Consider the following 20,364-nt stretch of genomic DNA (forward strand, 5'->3'; position numbering starts at 1 on the left):
AGCGCATGTATCGAAGAATCCAATAAACGACAATCATGCCAAATCCGATCCAATCCCCCCAAGCCGGCAGCAGCCTGTTCTGTGCGCACGCATTGCTGCCCGACGGCTGGCAGCGCAATGTGATGCTGCGCTGGGACGCCAGCGGCGACCTGCTGGCGGTCACGCCCGACAGTGAGCGCGGCGATGCGCCCGCGGCTGCCGGTCCGGTGATCCCTGGCATGCCCAATCTGCATTCGCATGCCTTCCAGCGCGCCATGGCCGGGCTGACCGAGACCATGGGCAGTCCGACCGATTCATTCTGGAGCTGGCGTACGCTGATGTATCGCTTTGCCCAGCGCCTGCAGCCGCATCACTTGCAGGCCATCGCCCGCCATCTGTATATCGAGATGCTCAAGGCGGGATATACCTCGGTGTGCGAATTCCACTACCTGCATCATGCCGAAGGCGGCCAGGCCTATGCCGACCCGGCCGAATTGTCGCTGCGGGTGGCGCGTGCGGCGCAGGATGTCGGCATCGGCCTGACGTTGTTGCCGGTGCTGTATCAGTACGGCGGCTTTGGTGCCAAGACGCCGTTGCCGCACCAGGCGCGGTTCATTTCATCGCCGCAATGGATGCTCGACCTGCGCCATCGCCTGCAGCAGGTCATGCCGGAAGACGCCATGCGCCGCTATGGCGTGGCGCCGCACTCGTTGCGGGCCGTCAATGCCGAGGGCCTGGCCGCATTGGTCGATGGCCTGCGCGCGCAGCCGAACGGCGCCGATGCGCCGATTCACATCCATATCGCCGAACAGACCGCCGAAGTCGACGATTGCCTGGCCTGGTCCGGCAAGCGGCCGGTCCAGTTGCTGCTGTCGCAGCAGAAGATCGACGCCCGCTGGTGCCTGGTGCATGCCACCCACATGTCGGATGACGAATATGCGGCGGTGGCCGCCAGCGGCGCCGTGGTGGGCCTGTGCCCGACCACCGAGGCCAACCTTGGCGATGGTCTCATCGATGCGCCGCGGCTGCTGGCCGATGGCGCCAACTGGGGCATCGGCTCAGACAGCAATATCGCCATCAGCCTGCGCGCCGAGCTGCGACTGCTCGAATACGGCCAGCGCCTGCATCACCGTCGTCGCAATGTGCTGGCCAGCGACGCCATGCCGGCAGTGGCCGATCGCCTGTTTGCCCAGGCGGTGGCGGGAGGCACGTTGGCCACCGGGCGCCGAGTGGCCGGATTGGCGGCAGGCCAGCGGGCCGATTTCGTGGTGCTCGACGGCGACGATATCAACCTGGCCGATCGCGCGCCGGCGCAATTGCTGTCGGCCCTGGTATTTTGCGAACACGACGGCCAGCCGATACGCGATGTGGTCGTCGGCGGTCGCCCGGTGGTCAGCCAGGGCCGCCACGCACTGGAACAGCAGGCCCGCGCCGACTATCGCGCGGCAGTCGCAGACCTGCTCAATGATTGATAAAGGAATGACCGCATGACACAGGAAATCTTCAAGCTGCAGCAGGGTACAACCCCGCTGCTGATCTCGATGCCGCACGTCGGCACCCAGTTGCCCGACGATCTCAAGCCGGTCTACAGCGACACCGGCCTGCAGGTGGACGACACCGACTGGCACATCGCCGAGCTGTACGACTTTGCGCAGGCGCTGGGCGTGTCGACCATCCGGCCCGTGTATTCGCGCTATGTGATCGACCTGAATCGCCCGGCCGATGGCCAGAGCCTGTATCCGGGTCAGAACAGCACCGGCCTGTGTCCCTTGACCACCTTCGACAACGTGCCGCTGTACCGTGACGGCATGGAACCCGATGCTGCCGAAACGGCGCGCCGCCTGCCGCTGTACTGGCATCCGTATCACAATGCGCTGGCCGGCGAGCTGGCGCGCATCAAGGCGATCCACGGCTATGCGCTGCTGTGGGACGCGCATTCGATCCGCTCGTTGATTCCGCATCTGTTCGAGGGTGAACTGCCGGTGTTCAACTTCGGCTCGGCCAGTGGCGCGTCGTGCGCGCCGGGCGTGGCTGAAGCGTTGCTGGCGCAGGTGCAGCAGCTGGCGCCGCAGTATCCGGCGGTATTGAATGGTCGCTTCAAGGGTGGTTTCATCACCCGCAACTATGGCCAGCCGGCCGATCGCATCCATGCCGTGCAACTGGAACTGGCGCAACGCAGCTACATGCAGGAACAGGCGCCGTATGCGCTCGATGCCAGCCTGGCTGCGCAATTGAAGCCGGTGCTGGAAGTGCTGATCAAGCAGTTCCTGGCGTTCAAGCCGGCCTGAACCACCTGCCGTGGTGCCGGCCCAGGCCGGCACCCAGCGCCTTTCTGCGCCACCAGACAAGATGCAATGGGCGCTGGCCTCGGATTTGATCCAGCGCAAGCCAGCCCCAGCCTGCCGTACCACGCTTCCCACGCTTGACCCACATCAATCCACGCCAGCCGGCGTCGGCCTACGATGAAGCCATCGGATCTCGTGCATCCGACCTACCAGGGAGGGCTTCATCATGTTCAAGAAAATCCTGCTCGCCACCGACGGCTCCAGGCTCTGCAACGAATCGGTGAAGGCCGCCATCGAGCTGGCCAGGAATTGCGGCGGTCGGCTGGTCGGCCTGTCGGTGGCGGCCCGGGTGCGCGCGCTGACCATCACCGAAGCCAACTGCGGCCTTGATCCACAGCAACCGGGCCAGGCCGGACGCGATCGCGCCGTGGCCAGCGTCAACCTGATTTCCGACATGGCGCGCCAGCAAGGCGTGCCGTGCACCGTGCAAGTGGCCGAGGGCGCGCAGCCCTATCAAGAAATCATGCGCGTGGCGGAGCGCGAACAGTGCGATGCGATCTTCATGGCCTCTCATGCCAAATCGGCACTGCAGCGCGTGCTGCTGGGCAGCCAGACGCAAAAGGTGCTGGCGCAGAGTCGCTTGCCGGTGCTGGTGTTTCGCTAGGCCCAGGATTTAAAAGGTGGAGACCGGGTCGCGGCTTGACCCGATAGTTTGTGGCGTGGGTGGGGCCGCTCTCGTGGAGAAGAGTGGCCCCTTTTTTATTCGTGCTTCAAATCTCACATAAGTTGGAGAAACTCGTTGCTCTTGGTACAGTCTGCCGTGGGTCCGAATCATCTATCCCGGGGGAACATACATTGAGCAACACATCATCACAACCGAGAAAGGGCCGCGCCTTTGCCCGATTCTTTGCGCACGAGGCCTCTGGCGGCCTGATACTGGCGGCCGCAGCCGTATTGGCGCTGATTGCCAGCAATTCCGCCTGGCACGATCTTTACCAATCCTTCATCCGCACCACCGGCACGCTCGACATCGGCGGGGTGCTGGTGTTGACCAAGCCCTTGCTGGTGTGGGTCAACGACTTGTGGATGGCGGTATTTTTCTTCCTGGTCGGTCTTGAGATCAAGCGCGAGTTCGTCGAAGGCGAACTGGCTTCCCGCCGCCAGGCCTTGTTGCCGGCAGCCGCGGCGCTGGGCGGCATGGTGGTGCCGGCGGTGATCTATGCGCTGATCAACCTGGGCGATGCGCACGCATTGCGGGGTTGGGCGATTCCGGCGGCGACCGATATTGCCTTCGCGATCGGCATCGTGATGCTGCTCGGCTCGCGGGTGCCGACGTCGCTCAAGGTGTTCTTGACGGCCGTGGCCATCATCGACGACCTGGGCGCCATCGTCGTCATCGCCCTGTTCTATACCGACAACCTGTCGCCAGGCATGCTGGCCGCCGCCGTCGGCGCCGGCTTGTTGCTGCTGGCGATGAATCGCGCTGGCGTGCGCCGGGTCGACGTCTACCTGCTGCTGGGCCTGGTGATGTGGGTCTGCGTGCTGAAGTCGGGCATCCATGCCACGCTGGCCGGGGTGGTGACCGCATTGGCGATCCCGCTGCGCCACGCCGACGGCCGGCCGCTGGCCGGACCACTCGAACATGGCCTGCATCCCTGGGTCGCGTTCCTGGTGCTGCCGCTGTTTGCCTTTGCCAATGCGGGCGTGTCGCTGCAGGGGATGTCGCTGGGCAGCTTGCTCGACCCGGTTCCGCTGGGTATCGCCGCCGGGCTGGTCGTGGGCAAGACCATCGGCGTGTTCGGCGCCAGCTGGCTGATGATCCGCAGCGGCCTGGCCAGTCCGCCGGGCGGCGCCAACACCCGGCAGTTCATCGGGGTATGCGTGTTGTGCGGCATCGGTTTCACGATGAGCCTGTTCATCGGTGGCCTGGCATTCGACGGCCTCGGACCTGATTTCGAAATCCGCCTGAAGCTGGGTGTCCTGTTCGGTTCTCTCGTGGCCGGTCTGCTGGGTACGCTCATCTTGTGGCGGCGGGCCTGAGTCGGGCTTGCCTGCGTCGCCATCAGGCGACGCAGGCGAAACTTTTCGTATTGCGATGCAAGATGCGGTTTCCTTAGTCCTGACTAATCAGGAACCCGCAGTTCCTTGAGGAAATTCGTAAATCTTTTATCTGCAAAATAGAATTATTGATATGCTTTTTCTCGAATAATTGCTGCTTTGCACGATAAGTGCTTCTTTACTTCATCATTTTGCTAGAGCAAGATGAGTTCAAACCTCAGGTCTGGAGCGGAGTTCGGGAAATTTCGCCGCTGATCTGATGGTGTGGGAATAGTCGGGGAGCCGGTTGCTGAGCGTTGTTGATCTCGGGCGGCGAGAAACATAACAAGACCATTTATTTCTTATTTGATATTTCAGTGTCTCTGCTTTTACTGCGACACATAAAAAATAGGTGGAGACGCTCATGAATCTCATCGAACTCATCATGTCCTACGGGGCGCAGGCCCTCATCTGGTATATCGCTTACGTGCTGATCGGCAGCTTTGCCTTCGGCGCCTACGTCTGGCGCAGCACGACCCGATTCGGTCACTGATCCATGCGCGTGCATTCGGCGGCCCGATGGGCGCGCCGGCAGGGATGATGTCGGGTCGCTGGCCCGGCATCGGCGGTGGCCGCCATGCGTCTTTCGCGCATGTCGTGCCGCAAGCCATTATCGAGGGGGAGGGTAGCCATGAAGATCATCATCGACTGGCTCATGGAGTACGGACCCGGCGCGCTGATGGCCTACGCCATCTACGTGCTGGTCGCAGGCTGTGCCTTCGGCGCTTACCTGTGGTACCGCATCTGGCACCACGAACACGATCCGCGTTTCAAGACACACGACATCGGGCATCACGGGGCCGAGTGACGGGTGCTGGCCTGCATCGGCTTCAATCCCAATCGCTTGAACAGCTGCTGATCACGATCGGCCTCCGGGTTGGGCGTGGTCAATAGTCGCGCGCCGGTGAAGATCGAATTGGCGCCGGCCGCAAAACAGAGCGCCTGCGTGGCGTCATCCATCTCTTGCCGTCCGGCCGACAGCCGCACCATGGTGTGCGGCATGCAGATACGGGCCGTGGCCACGGTGCGCACGAATTCCAGCGGATCCAGTGCCGGCGCGTCGGCCAGCGGCGTGCCGGCAATCGGCACCAGCTGATTGATCGGCACCGATTCGGGATAAGGATCGAGATTGGCCAGCTGCGCAATCAGCCCGGCGCGCTGGCGGCGACTTTCGCCCATGCCGATGATGCCGCCGCAGCATACCCGCAACCCTGCCTGGCGTACTTCGCGCAGCGTCGCCAGACGGTCTTCATAGCGCCGGCTGGTGACGACATTGGCGTAGAAGTCAGGCGCCGTGTCCAGGTTGTGGTTGTAGTAATCGAGCCCCGCCTCCTTGAGCGCATCGGCCTGGCCGGCATCGAGCATGCCCAGCGTCATGCAGGTCTCCAGCCCCAGCGCGCGCACTTGCGCCACCATCTCGGTCAGCGCCGGCATATCGCGCTGCTTCGGGTTGCGCCAGGCAGCGCCCATGCAGAAACGTGTCGCACCGTCGTCCCTGGCCTGGCGAGCTGCCTGCAGCACCTCGGCCGGCGCCATCAAGCGCGTGGCCTCGACGCCGGTGGCGCCATGGCGCGCCGACTGCGAACAGTAACCGCAGTCCTCCGGGCAGCCGCCAGTCTTGATCGATAATAATGTCGACAGTTGGACTTCGTTAGCAGCGAAATGCCGACGATGCACGCTTTGCGCCTCGAACAGCAGATCCAGGAACGGTCTTTCCATCAATGCCTGCACGGTGGCAGTGGTCCAGGCAGTGGTGTCGGGGCGTGTGGCGGCGATAGCTTGATCCAAGTGACTTCCTCATGGCGGTAACATGCCGCCAAATTATCTATAAATAAATTGTCGCCTCTGATCCATTGAGGCTTGCACGACGTTTTTTATTCTATAGTTGCCAAAACATGCAGAACAACACTTAAATTTATAGATAATCTATCGATGCAAGATTCATCCCTAGCCGCTACCGCCTCACCCACCACCGCCGATCGCATTGCAGACCTGCTGCGCTTGCGCATCGTGCGTGGCGAGATCGAGGGTGGTGCGGCGCTGCGTCAGGATCATATCGCCAGCGAGTTCGGCACCAGTCATGTCCCGGTGCGCGAAGCCTTCGCCCGACTTGAGGCGATCGGACTGGTGGTGAGCTTGCCCCGGCGCGGGGTACGCGTGACCACGTTGAGCCAGGCCGCCATCAAGGAAACGGTAGAAATGCGCGCCGCGCTCGAATTGCTGGCCTTGCGCCATAGCGTGCCGCACCTGGGTGAGCAGCATGTGGCACAACTGGAAGAGGCGCATGCGCTGTGTTCGCAGGCAGATACGCTGGTCGAATGGGATGCCGCCAACTGCCGCTTTCACGACATCCTGGCCGGGCAATGCGGCATGCCGCGCCTGCTGGCCAGCCTGAAGCAACTGCAACTGACCAATTCGCGCTACCTGTTTGCGGCAGGTCTGCAGCGTGGCTGGCAGCCGCGTTCCGACCAGGACCACCGCCTCATCATCGACGCCCTGAAAGCGGGTGACGCCGAGCGCGCCATGCAATTGCTGGGCCGTCACATCGGCACCATGGAGCGCATCGGCTTTGCCAGTTAGTTAGCTAGTTAGCTAGTCTCGCCCCAGGCGGGCTGCCACCAGCAGCAAGACAGCACCCGTGAGTGCAAACAGCGTATCGCAGGCGACGAACACCCAGTCGCCCGCCAGCCAGCTACGGTACAAGCCGCGGCTGGTCAGTGCGGCATTGACCGCGGGCAGCGCCAGCCATAACAGGGCCGCCGCCGTCACTTGTTCGCGCCAGGCAGTGGTCGGCTTGCGCCATGCGGCGTGCAACAGCGCGATGCCCCAGCACGCGAAAAAACAATCGATCTCCCGGTTGCTGCGTTGTGCCAGATCCAGTGGCAGCAAGCGATTGGCCAACAGAAAAGCCGGCACCGCTGCCAGCAGTCCCGCAATGCAGGCGAGATTGCCGCGTTCCACCAGCAGCAGCACGCGAGGTGGCCAGCGGTGCTGTCGCTTCAGCACCCACAGCAGCATGCCGGTGGCGACCATGGCGGCGCCGGCCAGGCTGCACAGCAACAGCATGAAGCGCAGATAAGGATCGGCGAAGCGTCCCACATGCAGCCCGTAGGCCACGCCCCAGGCGGTGATGGCCGGGCTGGCGCCATCATGCGCGGCCAGCAGGGCGCCGCTGGCGCCGTCGAACAGCAGGTAGGCCGGGGCCACCGACAGGCGGTCGCGTGCGCCGCGGACGATGGCCACGCGCGCATTGGCGTCGCCCGGATGGCTGATCACGATCTGGCTTACCGTGGCGTCACCCCAGCGGCGGCTGGCCTGTTGCAGAATCGGCGGCAGCGCCGTCAACGGGTGCGCGATGCCGCTGCGGGCGGGGGTGTCCGGACGCACTTGCATGATGCTGGCCAGTGCCGGTCGCGCCTGTTCGCCGTAGACCGCCTGCGCGCCCCAGGGCATGTAGGTGAACATCAGCGTAACCAGTCCGGTATAGACGATCATCAGGTGAAACGGTAGCGCCAGCACCGACAGGCCGTTATGCGCGTCCAGCCACGAACGGTTCGCGCGCCCGGGACGAAAGGTGAAGAAGTCGCTGAAGAGGCGACGATGCACGATCAGCCCCGACACCATTGCCACCAGCGCCATCATGGCGCACAGGCCGACCAGCCAGCGGCCCGTCATGCGCGGCAGGTAATGCAGCGAAAAATGGAAGTAATAGAAGAATTCGCCAGCCAAGGTGTCGCGCGCCACTACCTGCTTTCCGGTGGCGGGGTCGAGCAGGGCGCGCTGGTGCCGGCCACCGTTTTCCCACTCCAGCTCGACCGCATTGCTGCGTGGGCCCGGCAGTGTCAGCACCCACTTATCGCTGCCAGCGGCGACCTGCGACAGCGTCGCAAGCGCGCGTTGCACCACCACCGCATCGTCTTGCGGCGACGCCGCGGCGATCTCGGGGCGCATCCATTGCGACAGCTCTTGCCGGAAGAAGCTGATGCCGCCGGTCACGAAGATGGCATACAGCAGCCAGCCGGCCAGCACGCCGACCCACACATGCAGGCCGGCCATGGCTTGCCGCAGACCGGGCTTGGCCATCAGAAGCGGTAGCTGGAGCTCACGTTGATGGTGCGCTCGGCATTGCGATAGCAGAAGGTGCCATTGCAATCAACCAGGAACTGCTTGTCGAGCAGGTTATTGATGTTGACCGAAAAGCGCCAAGGCCCCTGGTCGAAGCCCAGCGCCGCGTCGAGCAGGCCGAAGCCCGAATTGCCGATGTTGCGGTTGTCGTCGTCCTGCGAGGAACGGGCCCGGCCGAAGCCACGGATGCCCAGCGCCGAATAGGCACGGGTAGCGTCGCCCAGGTTAAAGCTGTATTTGGTCCATACCGATGCGCTCTGGCGTGGCACGCCTTGCTGCGCCAGACCCTGGTCGCCGTTGTTGCTCTGCGTGATCCTGGTGTCGAGATAGGTGTACTGCGCCACGATGCTGAGGTTGCGGGTGAGTTCGCTTCTGGCTTCCAGTTCCAGGCCCTGCGACCTGACCTCTCCGGTTTGCACCAGCGCGCCCGGATCGCTCGGCGCGGCCGTCGTCACGTTGTTGCGCAATAGCCTGAAAATGCTGGCGGTATAGCTGGTGCGGGCATGCTCCGGCTGATAACGCAGGCCGGCTTCGATCTGGCGTCCGGTCGAGGGCTTGAGCAACTGGCCGCTGACGTCACGCCCGGTCTCGGGCGTGAATGAGGTCGAGTAACTGACATAGGGCGCCCAGCCCGAATCGAACAGGTAGACCGCGCCCAGGCGCCCGGTGGTCTTGGCCGTGGCCTGGTCATACGACAGGATGCTGGTGCCGGCGGCCGGCCGCACGGTGGTGTTGGCGGTCTGTGCGCGGTCGCGCCGCAAGCCGCCGGTCACGACCAGCTTGTCCCACTTCAACTGGTCCTGCAGGTAGACCCCAAGCTGGCTCGATGGATATTGCTCTATGCGCGGATTGGTCGATGGCACCACCGTGGCGTTGTTGCCATAGACCGGGTTGTAGACGTCGAGGTTGCTCATCGCCGAGATGGCATTGGGAAAACGGTCGGTCGACTGGCCCTTGGCGTAGTCCACGCCCACCAGCACCTGGTGCGTCATTTCGCCGGTACGCAACCGGGCCTGCAGGCGGGTGTCGGTCAACAGGCCGCGCCAGGCCGAGGAGCGCGGATAGAACAGGCGGGTGATGGTGCCATCGCTCTGCAGCACGCGCGGGAAGACGTTGGTCTCATTGCGTTCGGTCTCGGTATAGCGCAGGTTCTGCTGCAGCGACCAGGTATCGTCGAAGCGGTGTTCGACTTCATAGCCGAACATGTGGTTCTCGCGCTTCCAGCGATTGTCGCGACCGCCCATGTTCAGGCTGGGCGACAGTTGCCCGCGCGCGCCCGGATTCTGCAGCTGGTTGCCCCAGACATACGACTGGTCGTCCTTCTGGTAGTTGGCCAGCAGCGTGATGCGGGTAGCCGCGCTGGGCTGCCAGGTCAGTGCCGGCGCCACATACAGCCGGTCATCGCGGTCGAAATCGAGCCGGGTGCCCGATTCGCGGGCCAGCATCGTGACCCGCCAGGTCCATTCGCCGCTCGCATCGAGGGCGCCGCCGATGTCGGCCTTGAGTTGCTTGCGATCATAGGTGCCGTACTCCACCCCGATCTCGCGCACGGCCGTGGCCGATGGGCGCTTGGTGACGGCGTTGACCATACCGCCCGGGGGCGATTGGCCATACAGCACCGAGGCCGGACCGCGCAGCACTTCCAGCCGTTCCAGTCCATAGGGTTCGATCGGTGCCGAATAGGCGCGCCCGGTAGTGAGCAGGCCATCCTGGAAGATGCCTGCCGTGCCCAGCGTAAAACCGCGCAGCATCGAGAATTCGTCGACCGCCCACGGTTTCATGTTGGGGGTGACGCCAGCGGTGTAGCGCAAGGCTTCGTCCAGCGTCTCGACCTTGCGATCGGCCAGTTCGTCGGCGCTGATCACCGACACCGACTGCGGATTCTCGATCAGCCGGGTATCGGTCTTGGTGGCAGTGGCGCTGCGCCGGGCCACATAGCCGTCGACGTGGCCACGGGCCGTCTCGCCTTCGGCTTGCACCCGCACCTCGGGCAACATGTCCGTCGCAGCGGGCGCTGCCGTCGCCGCACCCGGTCGCAGGACATAACGTCCGTCGCCTTGTGCCACCGCCTCCAATCCGCTGCCTGACAGCAACCGGGCCAGCGCTTCCTGCGCCGTCAGCGCACCTTGCAGCCCGGGGCTGGTCTTGCCGGCGGTCAGCGCGCCATCGGCGGCCACATACACGCCCGATTCGGCAGAGAAGCGGGCGATCACGGCATTGAGCGGACCGGCCGGAATGCTGTAGCTGCGCGGCGCAGATGGTTGCGATGGGGTATCGGCAGCGTGCGCGGCGAGTGGCGCACCCACGGCCAGCACACCAGCCAGCAGGGTGCGGGCGGCCAGGGCAGTGGGTGTCAGGGCAGCGCTGAATGCGGAACGACGAACGGAATGGGATGTCATGGACGCTTTCGGAGATGAGTTCTGGTTGTCTTCACTCAGCTTTCCGAACGAGCCTGGAAAAAGGGAACTGATTGCCCGCCAATATTTTTATTGATCGGCGCGACGCGGCTTGAGCGTCACCCACCACGGCATGATGGCGCGCACCTGTACCGGCAGCGCCGCCTCCAGCATGGCCAGTGCCTGGTCGGTATCGCGCAGCGGAAAACCGCCCACCACGCGCAAGCCGGCCACTGCGGGATCGCATCCCAGGTAACCGCTGCGATAGCGCCCCAGTTCGGCCAGGAACGCATCCAGCGGCTGGTCCTGCGCAATCAGCAGCCCCTGCGACCAGGCCGTGCGGGCTGGCGGCAATGCGACTGGCGTCGCGATTTGCTGGTGGGTGAAGGTGGTCTCTTCACCGGCGGCGATGATCTGGCGCGCCGCGCCGGGCAGGGCGGGAGTGATTTCGACCCGGCCCTCGATCACGCTCAGGCGGGTATAGCCATCGAACTGGCGCACGTTGAAACGGGTGCCCAGGGCGCGCATGCTGCCATCGCGAGACTGCACGATGAAAGGGCGCGGCGGTTGGCGCGGATCGGTGCCGGTCTGGATCAGCATCTCGCCGCGGACCAGCGTCAACTGCCGCAGTTGGTCATCGAATTGCGCATTGACGGCGGTGGCGGTGTCAAGCCAGAGCTGGCTGCCGTCGGCCAGCGTCACGTTGCGGCTTTCACCGATGCCGGTGCGCCAGGTCGCATTCAGGGCGGCGATGGCCGACGGCCATTGTTGCTGGCGGGCCAGTTGCCAGCCGAGCCCGGCCGTCACCGCCGACAGCACCAGCGTCTTGAGCAGCTTGCGGCGGCGGCGCAACTGGCTTGCCGCATGCAGCGCCGAACTGGCCGCTGCCGGTTCGGCGCTGGCCACCGAGATCCCGCGGCTGATGGCCTCCACCTGGGCCCAGGCATGGCGGTTGGCGGCGTCCCGCGCCAGCCAGTCCTGCCAGCGTTGACGCTCGTCCTGCGCCACCTGGCCCGAGCGCAGCACGGCAAACCATTCGGCCGCCTGTTCCAGTGTGGCAAAGGGGATTTCCTGGATGGCGCCATCCATGCGTGGCCGGCTCATGCCAGCGCCTCCCGAAAACTGGCATTGGCCGACAGGCAATGCAGCATCGCCTGCGCCATGTATTTCTTGACCATCCGTTCCGACACGTTCAACTGCCCGGCAATCTCGGCATAGGTCAGGTCATGCAGATGCGCCAGCAGGAAGGCGCTGCGCGGCTTTTCCGGCAGGCTGGCCAGGATCCGGTCAACTTCCATCAATGTTTCGATGATGATGGCCTGCTGCTCGGCCGACGGCATGACCGCCTCCGGCAGCAGCATCAGGGTCGCGACCCAGGCCCGCTCGATCTCCTGGCGGCGCCAGTGATCCACCACCAGGCCCTGGGCGATGGTGCTCAGGTAGGCGCGGGGATTACGCGTGCCATCGAGTTCGCGCGGACGCACCAGCAGCCGCACGAAGGTGTCCTGGGTCAGGTCCTCGGCGGTGAAGTGGCAGCCCAGCTTCTTGCGCAGCCAGGTCTGCAGCCAGCCATGGTGGTCGGCATACAGGGCCTGCAACTGCGGTGGTGGAATGGAATCGGAATGCGACATGGCGCGCCCCCTGGATCTTTCTGATAATAATTCTCATTATTATAGATCGAGTTCGAGGACATGCGATGCCGCGTGTTCAGCCGCGATGTGCCGGTCGCCGCAAGCCCAGGTGCTCGCGCAGGGTGCGCCCTTCGTATTCGGTGCGGAACAGCCCGCGCCGGCGCAGCTCCGGCAGCACCAGCGTAATGAAGTCGGTCAGTCCCACCGGATGCACCGGCGACATGATGTTGAAGCCGTCGGCGCCGCCATCCCTGAACCAGGCCTCCAGCAGGTCGGCAATATCGGTCGGACTCCCTACCACCTGCTGGTGGCCCCTGGCGCCGGCGATGCGCAGGTAGGTCTGGCGAATCGTCAGTCCTTCGCGGCGGGCCAGGTCCAGCATCAGTTGCTGGCGACTCTTGGCGCCGTTGGTGGGCGGCAATGCCGGCAATGGCCCGTCGACCGGGTAGGGTGTGAGGTCGAAGCTGACCATCTGCGACAGCAGCGCCACGCCCACCACGGTGGGAATGAGCGACTGCAAGGCCTCGAATTTGTCTTCCGCTTCGGCGCGCGTGGGCGCCACCACCGGGAAGATGCCCGGCATGATCCTGATCTGGTCCGGACTGCGGCCATACGCGGCTGCGCGCTGCTTGATGTCGCGGTAGAAGGTGCGCGCCTCGTCGAAGGTCTGGTGCGCCACGAAGACCACTTCGGCGGTGCGCGCCGCCAGGTCGCGCCCGGCTTCAGAGGCGCCGGCCTGCACCACCACCGGCTGGCCTTGCGGCGAGCGGGCCACGTTGAGCGGGCCGCGCACCGAGAAATGCTTGCCCTGGTGGTTCAGTACATGCAGTTTCTCGGGCGCGAAATAGAGCCCGCTTTCCTTGTCGCGCACGAAGGCGTCGTCTTCCCAGCTATCCCACAGGCCTGTCACCACCTGATGGAATTCGGCCGCCCGCTCGTAGCGCAGGCCGTGGTCGATGTGCTGGCTGAGATTGAAGTTCTCGGCCTCGCCGTCGCCGCTGGAGGTCACCAGGTTCCAGCCGGCGCGCCCGCCGCTGATCTGGTCCAGCGAGGCAAACTTGCGGGCGATGTTGAAGGGTTCGTTGAAGCTGGTCGAGGCGGTGGCGATCAGCCCGATGCGCTCGGTGACGGCGGCCAGCGCCGACAGCAGCGTGAGTGGTTCGAACTGGTCGGAACGCGCAGTGCGCGACAGCGACGCCAGGTTGCGGCCACGCACGCCGACCGAGTCCGAGATGAAGATGGCATCGAATTTGGCCGCTTCGGCCTGCCGCGCCAGGTCGACGTAATGGGCAAAATTGCCGCCGGCATCGGCCTGCGCGTCGGGGTGTCGCCAGCCAGCGATGTGGTGGCCGGTCTGCATCAGGAACGCGCCGAGCGCGAGGTGGGAGCGGGGAGCTGTCATTGGTATCGGTCGGTGTCGCACGGGTTGTTTCAAATGCTCTCGGCGGTCTGCCAGGCGGCGGTCAGGGCAGTGGCGGTGTTCTGCGCGCCTTCGATCTGTTCGCCCAGCGAATTCGACTCCCACACTGCGCCGCGCAGCGGATGGCCGACCGCAAACAGGGTCTGGCCGGCCACGGCGCCGGTGGCCGGATCGGCGTCGATGCCAAAGCCGGTTGCGTGGCGCCGCACCAGCTTGCGTTGCAGCAGTGCGCGCACCAGCGGGTCGTCGATGCGGTCCCAGTCGAATTCGTAACCGGCCGCATTGGCGACCCGGTCGACCAGCAAGGTCCTGGCTTGCTGCTGGCCGCGTGGCGTCCATTGCACTTCGACCTTGTCGCCGGCCAGGCGCAGCGAACGGATGCGCCCGGTCAACTGCTGCAGCCGGCCTTGTTCGATATAACGCGCCAGCTTCTTGCCCGACTCGGGCGCGGCGCGATGCAGGGTGATTTCCCAGAACGGACGAATATGACGCACAAAGCGCTGGCGCTCGGCGGCACTGGCGGCTTGCCACAGCGCCGGCAGGTGCGGCCGGATCGCGCCCGGCAATTGTTGCCAGTCGGCGCCGGCGCGCCTGACTTCGCGGCGCGCCGCGCGCGTCACGCGCAAGACATCGCGCAGCGTCGTCGGCAGCCGTTGCGGATCGAACAGGTTGGGCCAGGGCGCGGTCTGGCGCCGCGCCTGCACCAGCAGGCCGCGCCGCGACAGCGCGTGGAAGCGGCCATTGAAACCGGCGCGCTCGGCGTTCAATGCCGCGTCCAGCGCCGTCAGGCTGCTACCGACCAGCAGAATGTCCTGGTCCTGCGCGCTGGCCTGCCAGGCCGCGCCATTCCAGACGTCATCGATGTAGCGCTGGCCCAGCTTCTCGCGTTCGTCCGCGCCGAGAAAGCGGTCGCCCGCGGCCCGAAACAGGCCCAGCGCCAGGACCACGCGTGCGGCCAGCCACTGTCGGCCATCCTGCAGGGTGATCCGGTAGCCATCATGGCCATCGGACCGCGACTGCAGGTCGACCGCGCGGCCCTGGACGATATCGAGACGGGCGCGCTGGCCGGCCTCCTTGAGCGCCACCTGCAACTCGTCCTGCACATAGGTGCCGTATAGCCAGCGCGGCGGGAACGCCTCGGCCCAGCCCACCCCCGGCGGCGGCGTCCAGCCATGGCGCGCGGCATTGGCGGCGAGCCAGTCGGCCAGGTGCGACGGCCGCTGCGGGTAAAGACCGAACAACTGCGCCGGACCATTGACGATGTGGTCGGCGTTATCGGTGCTGTAGGCAATGCCGCGTCCCACTTCGCGCCGGCTTTCGATGATGGTGATGGCGAGTGCGTCAGTGCCCGCGTCGCCTTCGGCCAGCAGGCGCAGCAATTTGATGGCGGTCGCCGCGCCGGCAAAACCGCCGCCGACGATGGCGATGTCCGTGACCTGTTCTGGCATGGGGGCTCCGTTGAAGTTGGATAGGGGGTGTGACGCAGAATAAGGCAGGCGGGGCGCTTGCGTTGCGTTGTTTTTTTCTGTGCTTATGCATTTTCTGGAGCGCAGGCATGCATGCAAAAACCGCGCTTGCATATGCGGTAACGATCTTTGTTGGCGTGGCTGTTTGAGTGTTCATCGATCAAACGTTTCGGCGCGACGGTATACTGCGGGCGGCCCGCATGCCGGCCCTCGACCATCTGAAAGATTCACCATGAGCCAATCTGCCCTCGACCATCTGGTCCTCAATACCCACTACGACATCGATGCGGCGCAAGTCCAGCTGGAGCAGCTGGGTTTCATCGTCACGCCACGCGGCTACCATACGCTGGGCTCGGTCAATCATCTGGTCGTGCTGCCGGGCGGCTATCTGGAGTTGATCGGCCAGCCGCGCGAAAGCAAAGTCGTACGCCAGGAGATCCTGGATAGTCCGGTCGGCATTGATGGCCTGGTCTACGCCGTCGACGATGCCCAGCATTGCCACGATGCCTGGAGCGGGCAGGGCCTGGTCGCGCAGCCGGTGCAGTTCTTTTCGCGCCCGGTGGCGATCGACGGCCAGGCCCACGACGCGCGGTTTTCAACGGTACGGCTGGTGCCCGGGCAATTCGCCGCCGGGCGCGTCTATGCCTGTCATCACTTCACGCCGGAATTGGTCTGGCGCCCGGAGTGGATGGCGCATCCCAATGGCGTGCAGGGCATCGCCAGCCTGTTGGTGGTCAGTGCCGACCCGGCCCGCGCGGGCGCCGATTTCGCCCGCCTGGGCCAGTTGGGGGCAGGATTCGCGCTGGAATTCACCGATGCCGCCGGCCTGGTCGCCCGTTTCGGCGCCTTGGCCGGGCATGCACCGGCACGCGCCGAGTTCTTCGCTGCGATCCGTTTTGCCGGTGGCGACCTCAAGGCCATTGCCGCGCATGCGCGCAGGCTCGGCCTGCCATTGCACGAAGAGGCGCGGCGTGTGGTGCTGGCCTTGCCGCAGTTCCAGTCGTTGCTGGAGTTCTCGGCATGAGCCCGGGTAATCCCGGCGCCGGTTGATCGCCGCCTAGCGTCGATTCAGGAAATCCAGCTTGTCGCTCAAGCCACGTGACTGGCCGACATTATTGCGCTGGGCTTGGTCCAGGGCGTGCAACTGGGCGGCATAGGAAGACGTCTCCCATCCCTGTTGCTGCGCCTGCTGGCGCAGTGTCGTTATCTTGAGCGCGTTGTCCTGCCATTGCGTCGACAGTTGCTGCAGACGACCGTCGTAGTGCTTGCGGATCAGTTCGGTCTGTTCGCCGACCAGCTTGGGCGGTGGGGCCGACGATAACGATGCGAAACCGCGCAGCATGGTGTCGTCGATCTTGGCGTCGAGCATCTGGTGCAGGGTGTCTTCGCAGAATTGCTGGCGTTTGCGCGATTCTTCGGCGAAGGCCGTGGCGGTAGCGCGGTCCTTGTCGGCCTGGGCCACAACCGGCCCGTGAACCTGTTCGGCCTGTTGCAACTGCGCATAGGTGCGCTGCACGTTCGCTCTTACCTGGTCATTGATGGCCGCGCCGGTGCGCTGCATGACTTCCTGCTGCTGCATGAACTGCTGATGTGCCGGCTGGTGCTGCCGGCGTGCCGTATCCAGCTGGCGGCGGGCATCGATGACGTGCGCGGATTCGCTTGGCACCTGGGTGTTCTGCTTGTGCATCGCGATCAGGTTGACCAGGCTGCCAGCCGCTTCCGGCACGAAATCCATGCGTAGCGCCGTCTGGCTGGAATAGGCTTGCTCCACCAGCGAGCTGGTGCGCTGGTTTTCAGCCCTGAACATATCGCCGATCATCTCGTTGACCTCGGCCCTGAACTTTTCCAGTTCATGCGTTTCGGGCTGGTTGTTCCTTCTGGCCAGGTTCCCGGCGCGGTCGGCCTGGTTGCGCAAGTCGTGCAGTGCCTGGCGCAGCGGTTCGTAGCGCTTGGCCAGGTAGCGGTCGGACACCTCGGTCGACAGCACCAGGCTGTTTTCCTGCTGCGATATCTGGCGTGGGTCCACCTGTGGCTCCAGGGCCATGATCTCGGATTGCAACACGCCCGCAGCCATCGACAATCTGTTGTATTGCTCGACCTGCTGTGAGCTTGCGCCGCGTGGCGGCGGGCTGCCGAGCCGGGCGCTGATGTCGGCGAGCTGGTTGCGCTTGACCTGCAGTTCCAGCGGCCGGGTGTCCTTGAGATAGTTGCGCAGGCCGTCGCGCGACTGTGGCGAATCCATCATCTGCTGCGCCACCCAGGTACGCATCGGATCTTCGCTGACGCGTACCAGCGAATGCGCCTGCAAGGTGTAGATCGCTTTCTTCTGTTGCTGGCATTGCGCCGACAGTTGCGCTTCCATCGATTCGATGTGGTCGGCTGACCAGCCTTGGGCTTGCAGCGCCGCGGCCAGTTCAGGGTCGGTATCGACGGCCTCGAGGTAGCGGTGGGCCTGTTTTTCGAGCGATGACAGTTCACCCAGTCGGCGCTCGAGCGCTTGTTCTGCGTTGACGCTGAGATGCCGGGTATTACCCAGGAATTCAGGATGGAGCGGCGTATAGGCAACGCCGCCGGCGGCATTGGCGTGAAAGAAATCGATGGCCCGCTGGGCCCGTGCAGCCGGAGGGCTGGTCATCGGCGCGGCGTGCTGCAGCTGGGCCGATGGCGTCGATGAGGCGGTGGTGGAATAGGAGGCCTGCGAAGTCCAGGAGTCGGACCGTGCGAACGATGAGGCCGACAGATCCGATAGATCGGTCAATCCCGATTGCTGGCGTTGCGGCGCCGGCGCACCGCTCATGGCACCGAAGAACAGTTCGTCATCGCGAAGCGGCCCGGCCGCATTCATCGTGTGCATCAGCTGGCCGCGACCGCGCCGGGCGGCCGACTGCAGCTGCGGGGATGATGGCGGCTGTGCCGCCTGCCGCAGCGGCAGCGCCGGGCGGGCGAATGGCTGAGGCCGTGTGTCGGGATGCTCGGCGTAGGCGTTGGCGCTGGATAGCGACGTCGATGGAAAATTGGTCTGTCGCATACCTCCCCCCCGTCAAATAAGCGATGTGCACGATGGGTGGCAGGTGCTGCAGCAAAGTTCCATTCGGGGCGCGTGGTTTGACTCAATACATCACGCTACGCGGCTCGTAAGGCTTGCCGTTGATGCGCCGCAGTCCATTGAAAAAATCCTCCCGCAGGAAACCGTCGCTGAGGATGTCGCGGGCAGGGCGGTAGTAGCTCGATTGAATCCCCAGCAATGCCATCATCGTATGTTCGAGATGATCGGTCTGGTAGGGCCGGTGCTCCAGCTGCGCCTTTTCGTCCACGCTTTTCGCCACGAATGAGCGGGTCCACATGAACATCGGTATTTCATAGCCGGACGCATCGGCCACGGATTGGCCGGCATGGTCGCGGGTATGTCCCACTTCCTGCGCGTGGTCCGAGCTGAACAGCACGCTGGCGTGGCGGTCAGGATGGGCGCGCATCACCCGTTGCACCATGTTGGCCACCACGAAATCGTTGTATGCGATGGCGTTGTCGTATTCGTCGCGTTGCTGGCGCACCCACATCGAGCGACCGGCGCTGGTCAATTGCTCGCTCACCAAGTCGCGCACGCCTTCGAATCGGGAAAATCCCTGCGGATAACGCATGTCGTAGGTAGGGTGTGCCCCCAGCAGGTGGACCACGATGAATTTCTTCGGTGTCGGGTCGTCGAGCGCCCGTTCCAGGCCGGGCAGCAGGTTGCCGTCGTAGTTGTTCTCGCCACGACCGGCGCCGCGGTTGATGAACACCTGTTCGTCGGCGCGGCCCGACACCAGCCCCAGCCAGCCGTCATTGGGCACCTGGTTGGAAATCCAGAAGGTCCGGTAGCCGGCCTCCCTGGCCAGCATCAGCATGTCGGGCTTGCTGCTCCAGGCCAGCGGGTCGTTCAGATCGGCGGGGGTGAGCATCTTCATCAGCGACGACATCGTCGCCGGTTCCGACGACACCACATCCCTGAACACGATCAGGTCGCGCCGCATGGCGTCCAGCATCGGCGTGGTGTTGCGGGAGTAACCATACAACGACATGTTGTTGCGGTTGATGCTCTCGCCGATGATCCATACCACGGTGTTGGCGTCCGGCCCCTGGTATCGCACCTGCCACTGCGAGCGATGGGCCATGCTGCGCGCGACATTGCGCTGCATATCCTGTGCCTGCGCCAGTTGCGCCTGGTAGTCGAGATAACGGATCGGCCAGAACAGAAGCGGGTTTTCCTTGGCCATGGTGGGGTTGAAGTGCAGCGCCAGGAACACCGTGAGCAAGCTGCCGATGGTCACCATGCCGCCACGGCCGATGGCCGGCGGGGTCTCGCTGCGCGACAGCCGACGCTCGGCCCAGCAGATGGCCAATGCCACCAGGGCGAACGCCGCCACCGCTTGCGCCAGGTCGCGCCAGTTATGGCGCAGGAATTCGCTGGTCTCGGCCGGATTGGAGTTGAAGATCGCCTGCAGCACCAGGATCGGGTTGGGGCGCAAGCCGAAGTGGTCGCGCAGGAAACCCTTGATGGCGGCATCCAGGAAGAACAGCAGGATGATCAGCAGGCTGGCGCCGGACAGCCAGCGCGGTCTGTTTCGACAATAAGGAATAACAATCAGCAGGCCGGCGATCCCCGGCAGGCTGGTGGCCATCAACACGCTGCTCTTGGCCAGTTCATTGGCGCTGAGCATGCCCAGGGCCCAAAAGAAGAACATGCCGGCCAATCCTAGCCAAAGCCGATTCATTAACTGTTTCACACAAGCACTTTCCGCCGTCCCGCCGGCCTTTTGGATAACATGGCGTCGCCCCCAGCAACGCCCAATCCCCCTCGACTAAACGTGAGCCGTCGACATCATAACCAAAGATGCGAGAGCGCACGCGGCCCTTATGACAGGGCCTTCAGGAAAAAGTGCGCAAGAAAATAATCCGAGCACAAAAAAATCTTTGGCGCCGCCTCAT

General features: G+C 64.4%; 18 protein-coding genes. 8 read left to right on the top strand and 10 right to left on the bottom strand.

Annotated elements, in window-relative coordinates:
• Positions 1-35 precede the first annotated feature (35 nt).
• The 5 genes from LBW87_RS05945 to LBW87_RS23870 all read left to right on the top strand — a co-directional run bounded on the left by LBW87_RS05945 (position 36) and on the right by LBW87_RS23870 (position 4,854).
• Complete coding sequence (locus LBW87_RS05945) at positions 36-1,451, top strand: formimidoylglutamate deiminase (protein WP_225200526.1); 1,416 nt, start codon at positions 36-38, stop codon at positions 1,449-1,451.
• A gap of 15 nt (positions 1,452-1,466) precedes the next feature.
• Positions 1,467-2,267: an N-formylglutamate deformylase gene (hutG, locus tag LBW87_RS05950; RefSeq protein WP_225200527.1), complete on the top strand. Its 801-nt coding sequence runs from the start codon at positions 1,467-1,469 to the stop codon at positions 2,265-2,267.
• Positions 2,268-2,490: 223 nt separating this feature from the next.
• Positions 2,491-2,928, top strand: a complete 438-nt coding sequence (locus LBW87_RS05955) for a universal stress protein (protein WP_225200528.1) — start codon at positions 2,491-2,493, stop codon at positions 2,926-2,928.
• 191 nt (positions 2,929-3,119) lie between these two features.
• Positions 3,120-4,304 carry a Na+/H+ antiporter NhaA gene (gene nhaA / locus LBW87_RS05960; protein WP_225200529.1) on the top strand — a complete coding sequence of 395 codons (1,185 nt, stop codon included), beginning with the start codon at positions 3,120-3,122 and terminating at the stop codon, positions 4,302-4,304.
• Between the two features lie 421 nt (positions 4,305-4,725).
• On the top strand, positions 4,726-4,854 hold the full coding sequence (locus LBW87_RS23870) for a hypothetical protein (RefSeq protein ID WP_265112877.1): 129 nt from the start codon (positions 4,726-4,728) through the stop codon (positions 4,852-4,854).
• Here the strand turns inward: LBW87_RS23870 and LBW87_RS05965 are convergent.
• Positions 4,848-4,994, bottom strand: coding sequence for a hypothetical protein (locus LBW87_RS05965; RefSeq protein ID WP_225200530.1), 147 nt, complete (start codon positions 4,992-4,994; stop codon positions 4,848-4,850). The genes LBW87_RS23870 and LBW87_RS05965 overlap by 7 nt on opposite strands.
• On the opposite strand from LBW87_RS05965, the gene LBW87_RS05970 reads away from it, so the two are divergent.
• Positions 4,993-5,169, top strand: a complete 177-nt coding sequence (locus tag LBW87_RS05970; protein WP_225200531.1) for a hypothetical protein — start codon at positions 4,993-4,995, stop codon at positions 5,167-5,169. The genes LBW87_RS05965 and LBW87_RS05970 overlap by 2 nt on opposite strands.
• On the opposite strand, the gene bioB is transcribed toward LBW87_RS05970, so the two are convergent.
• Complete coding sequence (bioB, locus tag LBW87_RS05975; RefSeq protein ID WP_225200532.1) at positions 5,154-6,149, bottom strand: biotin synthase BioB; 996 nt, start codon at positions 6,147-6,149, stop codon at positions 5,154-5,156. The genes LBW87_RS05970 and bioB overlap by 16 nt on opposite strands.
• Before the next feature lie 144 nt (positions 6,150-6,293).
• On the opposite strand from bioB, the gene LBW87_RS05980 reads away from it, so the two are divergent.
• Positions 6,294-6,941, top strand: coding sequence for a GntR family transcriptional regulator (locus tag LBW87_RS05980; protein WP_225200533.1), 648 nt, complete (start codon positions 6,294-6,296; stop codon positions 6,939-6,941).
• A gap of 12 nt (positions 6,942-6,953) precedes the next feature.
• On the opposite strand, the gene LBW87_RS05985 is transcribed toward LBW87_RS05980, so the two are convergent.
• The 6 genes from LBW87_RS05985 to LBW87_RS06010 all read right to left on the bottom strand — a co-directional run bounded on the left by LBW87_RS05985 (position 6,954) and on the right by LBW87_RS06010 (position 15,381).
• Positions 6,954-8,444 carry a PepSY-associated TM helix domain-containing protein gene (locus LBW87_RS05985; RefSeq protein WP_225200534.1) on the bottom strand — a complete coding sequence of 497 codons (1,491 nt, stop codon included), beginning with the start codon at positions 8,442-8,444 and terminating at the stop codon, positions 6,954-6,956.
• Positions 8,444-10,885, bottom strand: a complete 2,442-nt coding sequence (locus LBW87_RS05990; RefSeq protein WP_225200535.1) for a TonB-dependent siderophore receptor — start codon at positions 10,883-10,885, stop codon at positions 8,444-8,446. The genes LBW87_RS05985 and LBW87_RS05990 overlap by 1 nt, the downstream gene beginning before the upstream one ends.
• Before the next feature lie 87 nt (positions 10,886-10,972).
• The gene (locus tag LBW87_RS05995; RefSeq protein ID WP_225200536.1) at positions 10,973-11,986 is read right to left on the bottom strand and encodes a FecR domain-containing protein; all 1,014 of its coding nucleotides are present in this window, start codon (positions 11,984-11,986) and stop codon (positions 10,973-10,975) included.
• The gene (locus LBW87_RS06000) at positions 11,983-12,513 is read right to left on the bottom strand and encodes a sigma-70 family RNA polymerase sigma factor (protein WP_225200537.1); all 531 of its coding nucleotides are present in this window, start codon (positions 12,511-12,513) and stop codon (positions 11,983-11,985) included. The genes LBW87_RS05995 and LBW87_RS06000 overlap by 4 nt, the downstream gene beginning before the upstream one ends.
• Positions 12,514-12,589: 76 nt before the next feature.
• On the bottom strand, positions 12,590-13,915 hold the full coding sequence (locus LBW87_RS06005) for an LLM class flavin-dependent oxidoreductase (RefSeq protein WP_225200538.1): 1,326 nt from the start codon (positions 13,913-13,915) through the stop codon (positions 12,590-12,592).
• Positions 13,916-13,944: 29 nt separating this feature from the next.
• Positions 13,945-15,381, bottom strand: coding sequence for an FAD/NAD(P)-binding protein (locus LBW87_RS06010; RefSeq protein WP_225200539.1), 1,437 nt, complete (start codon positions 15,379-15,381; stop codon positions 13,945-13,947).
• A 250-nt stretch (positions 15,382-15,631) separates the two neighbouring features.
• Between LBW87_RS06010 and LBW87_RS06015 the strand changes: the two genes are divergently transcribed.
• Entirely contained in the window at positions 15,632-16,423 is a 792-nt protein-coding gene (locus LBW87_RS06015; protein WP_225200540.1) for a VOC family protein, read from the top strand.
• A 33-nt stretch (positions 16,424-16,456) separates the two neighbouring features.
• Here LBW87_RS06015 and LBW87_RS06020 read toward each other — a convergent pair whose 3' ends face one another.
• Together LBW87_RS06020 and LBW87_RS06025 are read right to left on the bottom strand one after the other, a co-directional pair.
• Positions 16,457-18,427, bottom strand: a complete 1,971-nt coding sequence (locus LBW87_RS06020) for a hypothetical protein (RefSeq protein ID WP_225200541.1) — start codon at positions 18,425-18,427, stop codon at positions 16,457-16,459.
• Between the two features lie 82 nt (positions 18,428-18,509).
• A complete protein-coding gene (locus LBW87_RS06025; protein ID WP_225200542.1) occupies positions 18,510-20,120 on the bottom strand; it encodes a phosphoethanolamine transferase in 1,611 nt (536 codons plus the stop codon).
• Positions 20,121-20,364 lie beyond the last annotated feature (244 nt).

This window comes from Herbaspirillum sp. alder98, from assembly GCF_020179755.1.
GTDB lineage: Bacteria > Pseudomonadota > Gammaproteobacteria > Burkholderiales > Burkholderiaceae_D > Herbaspirillum.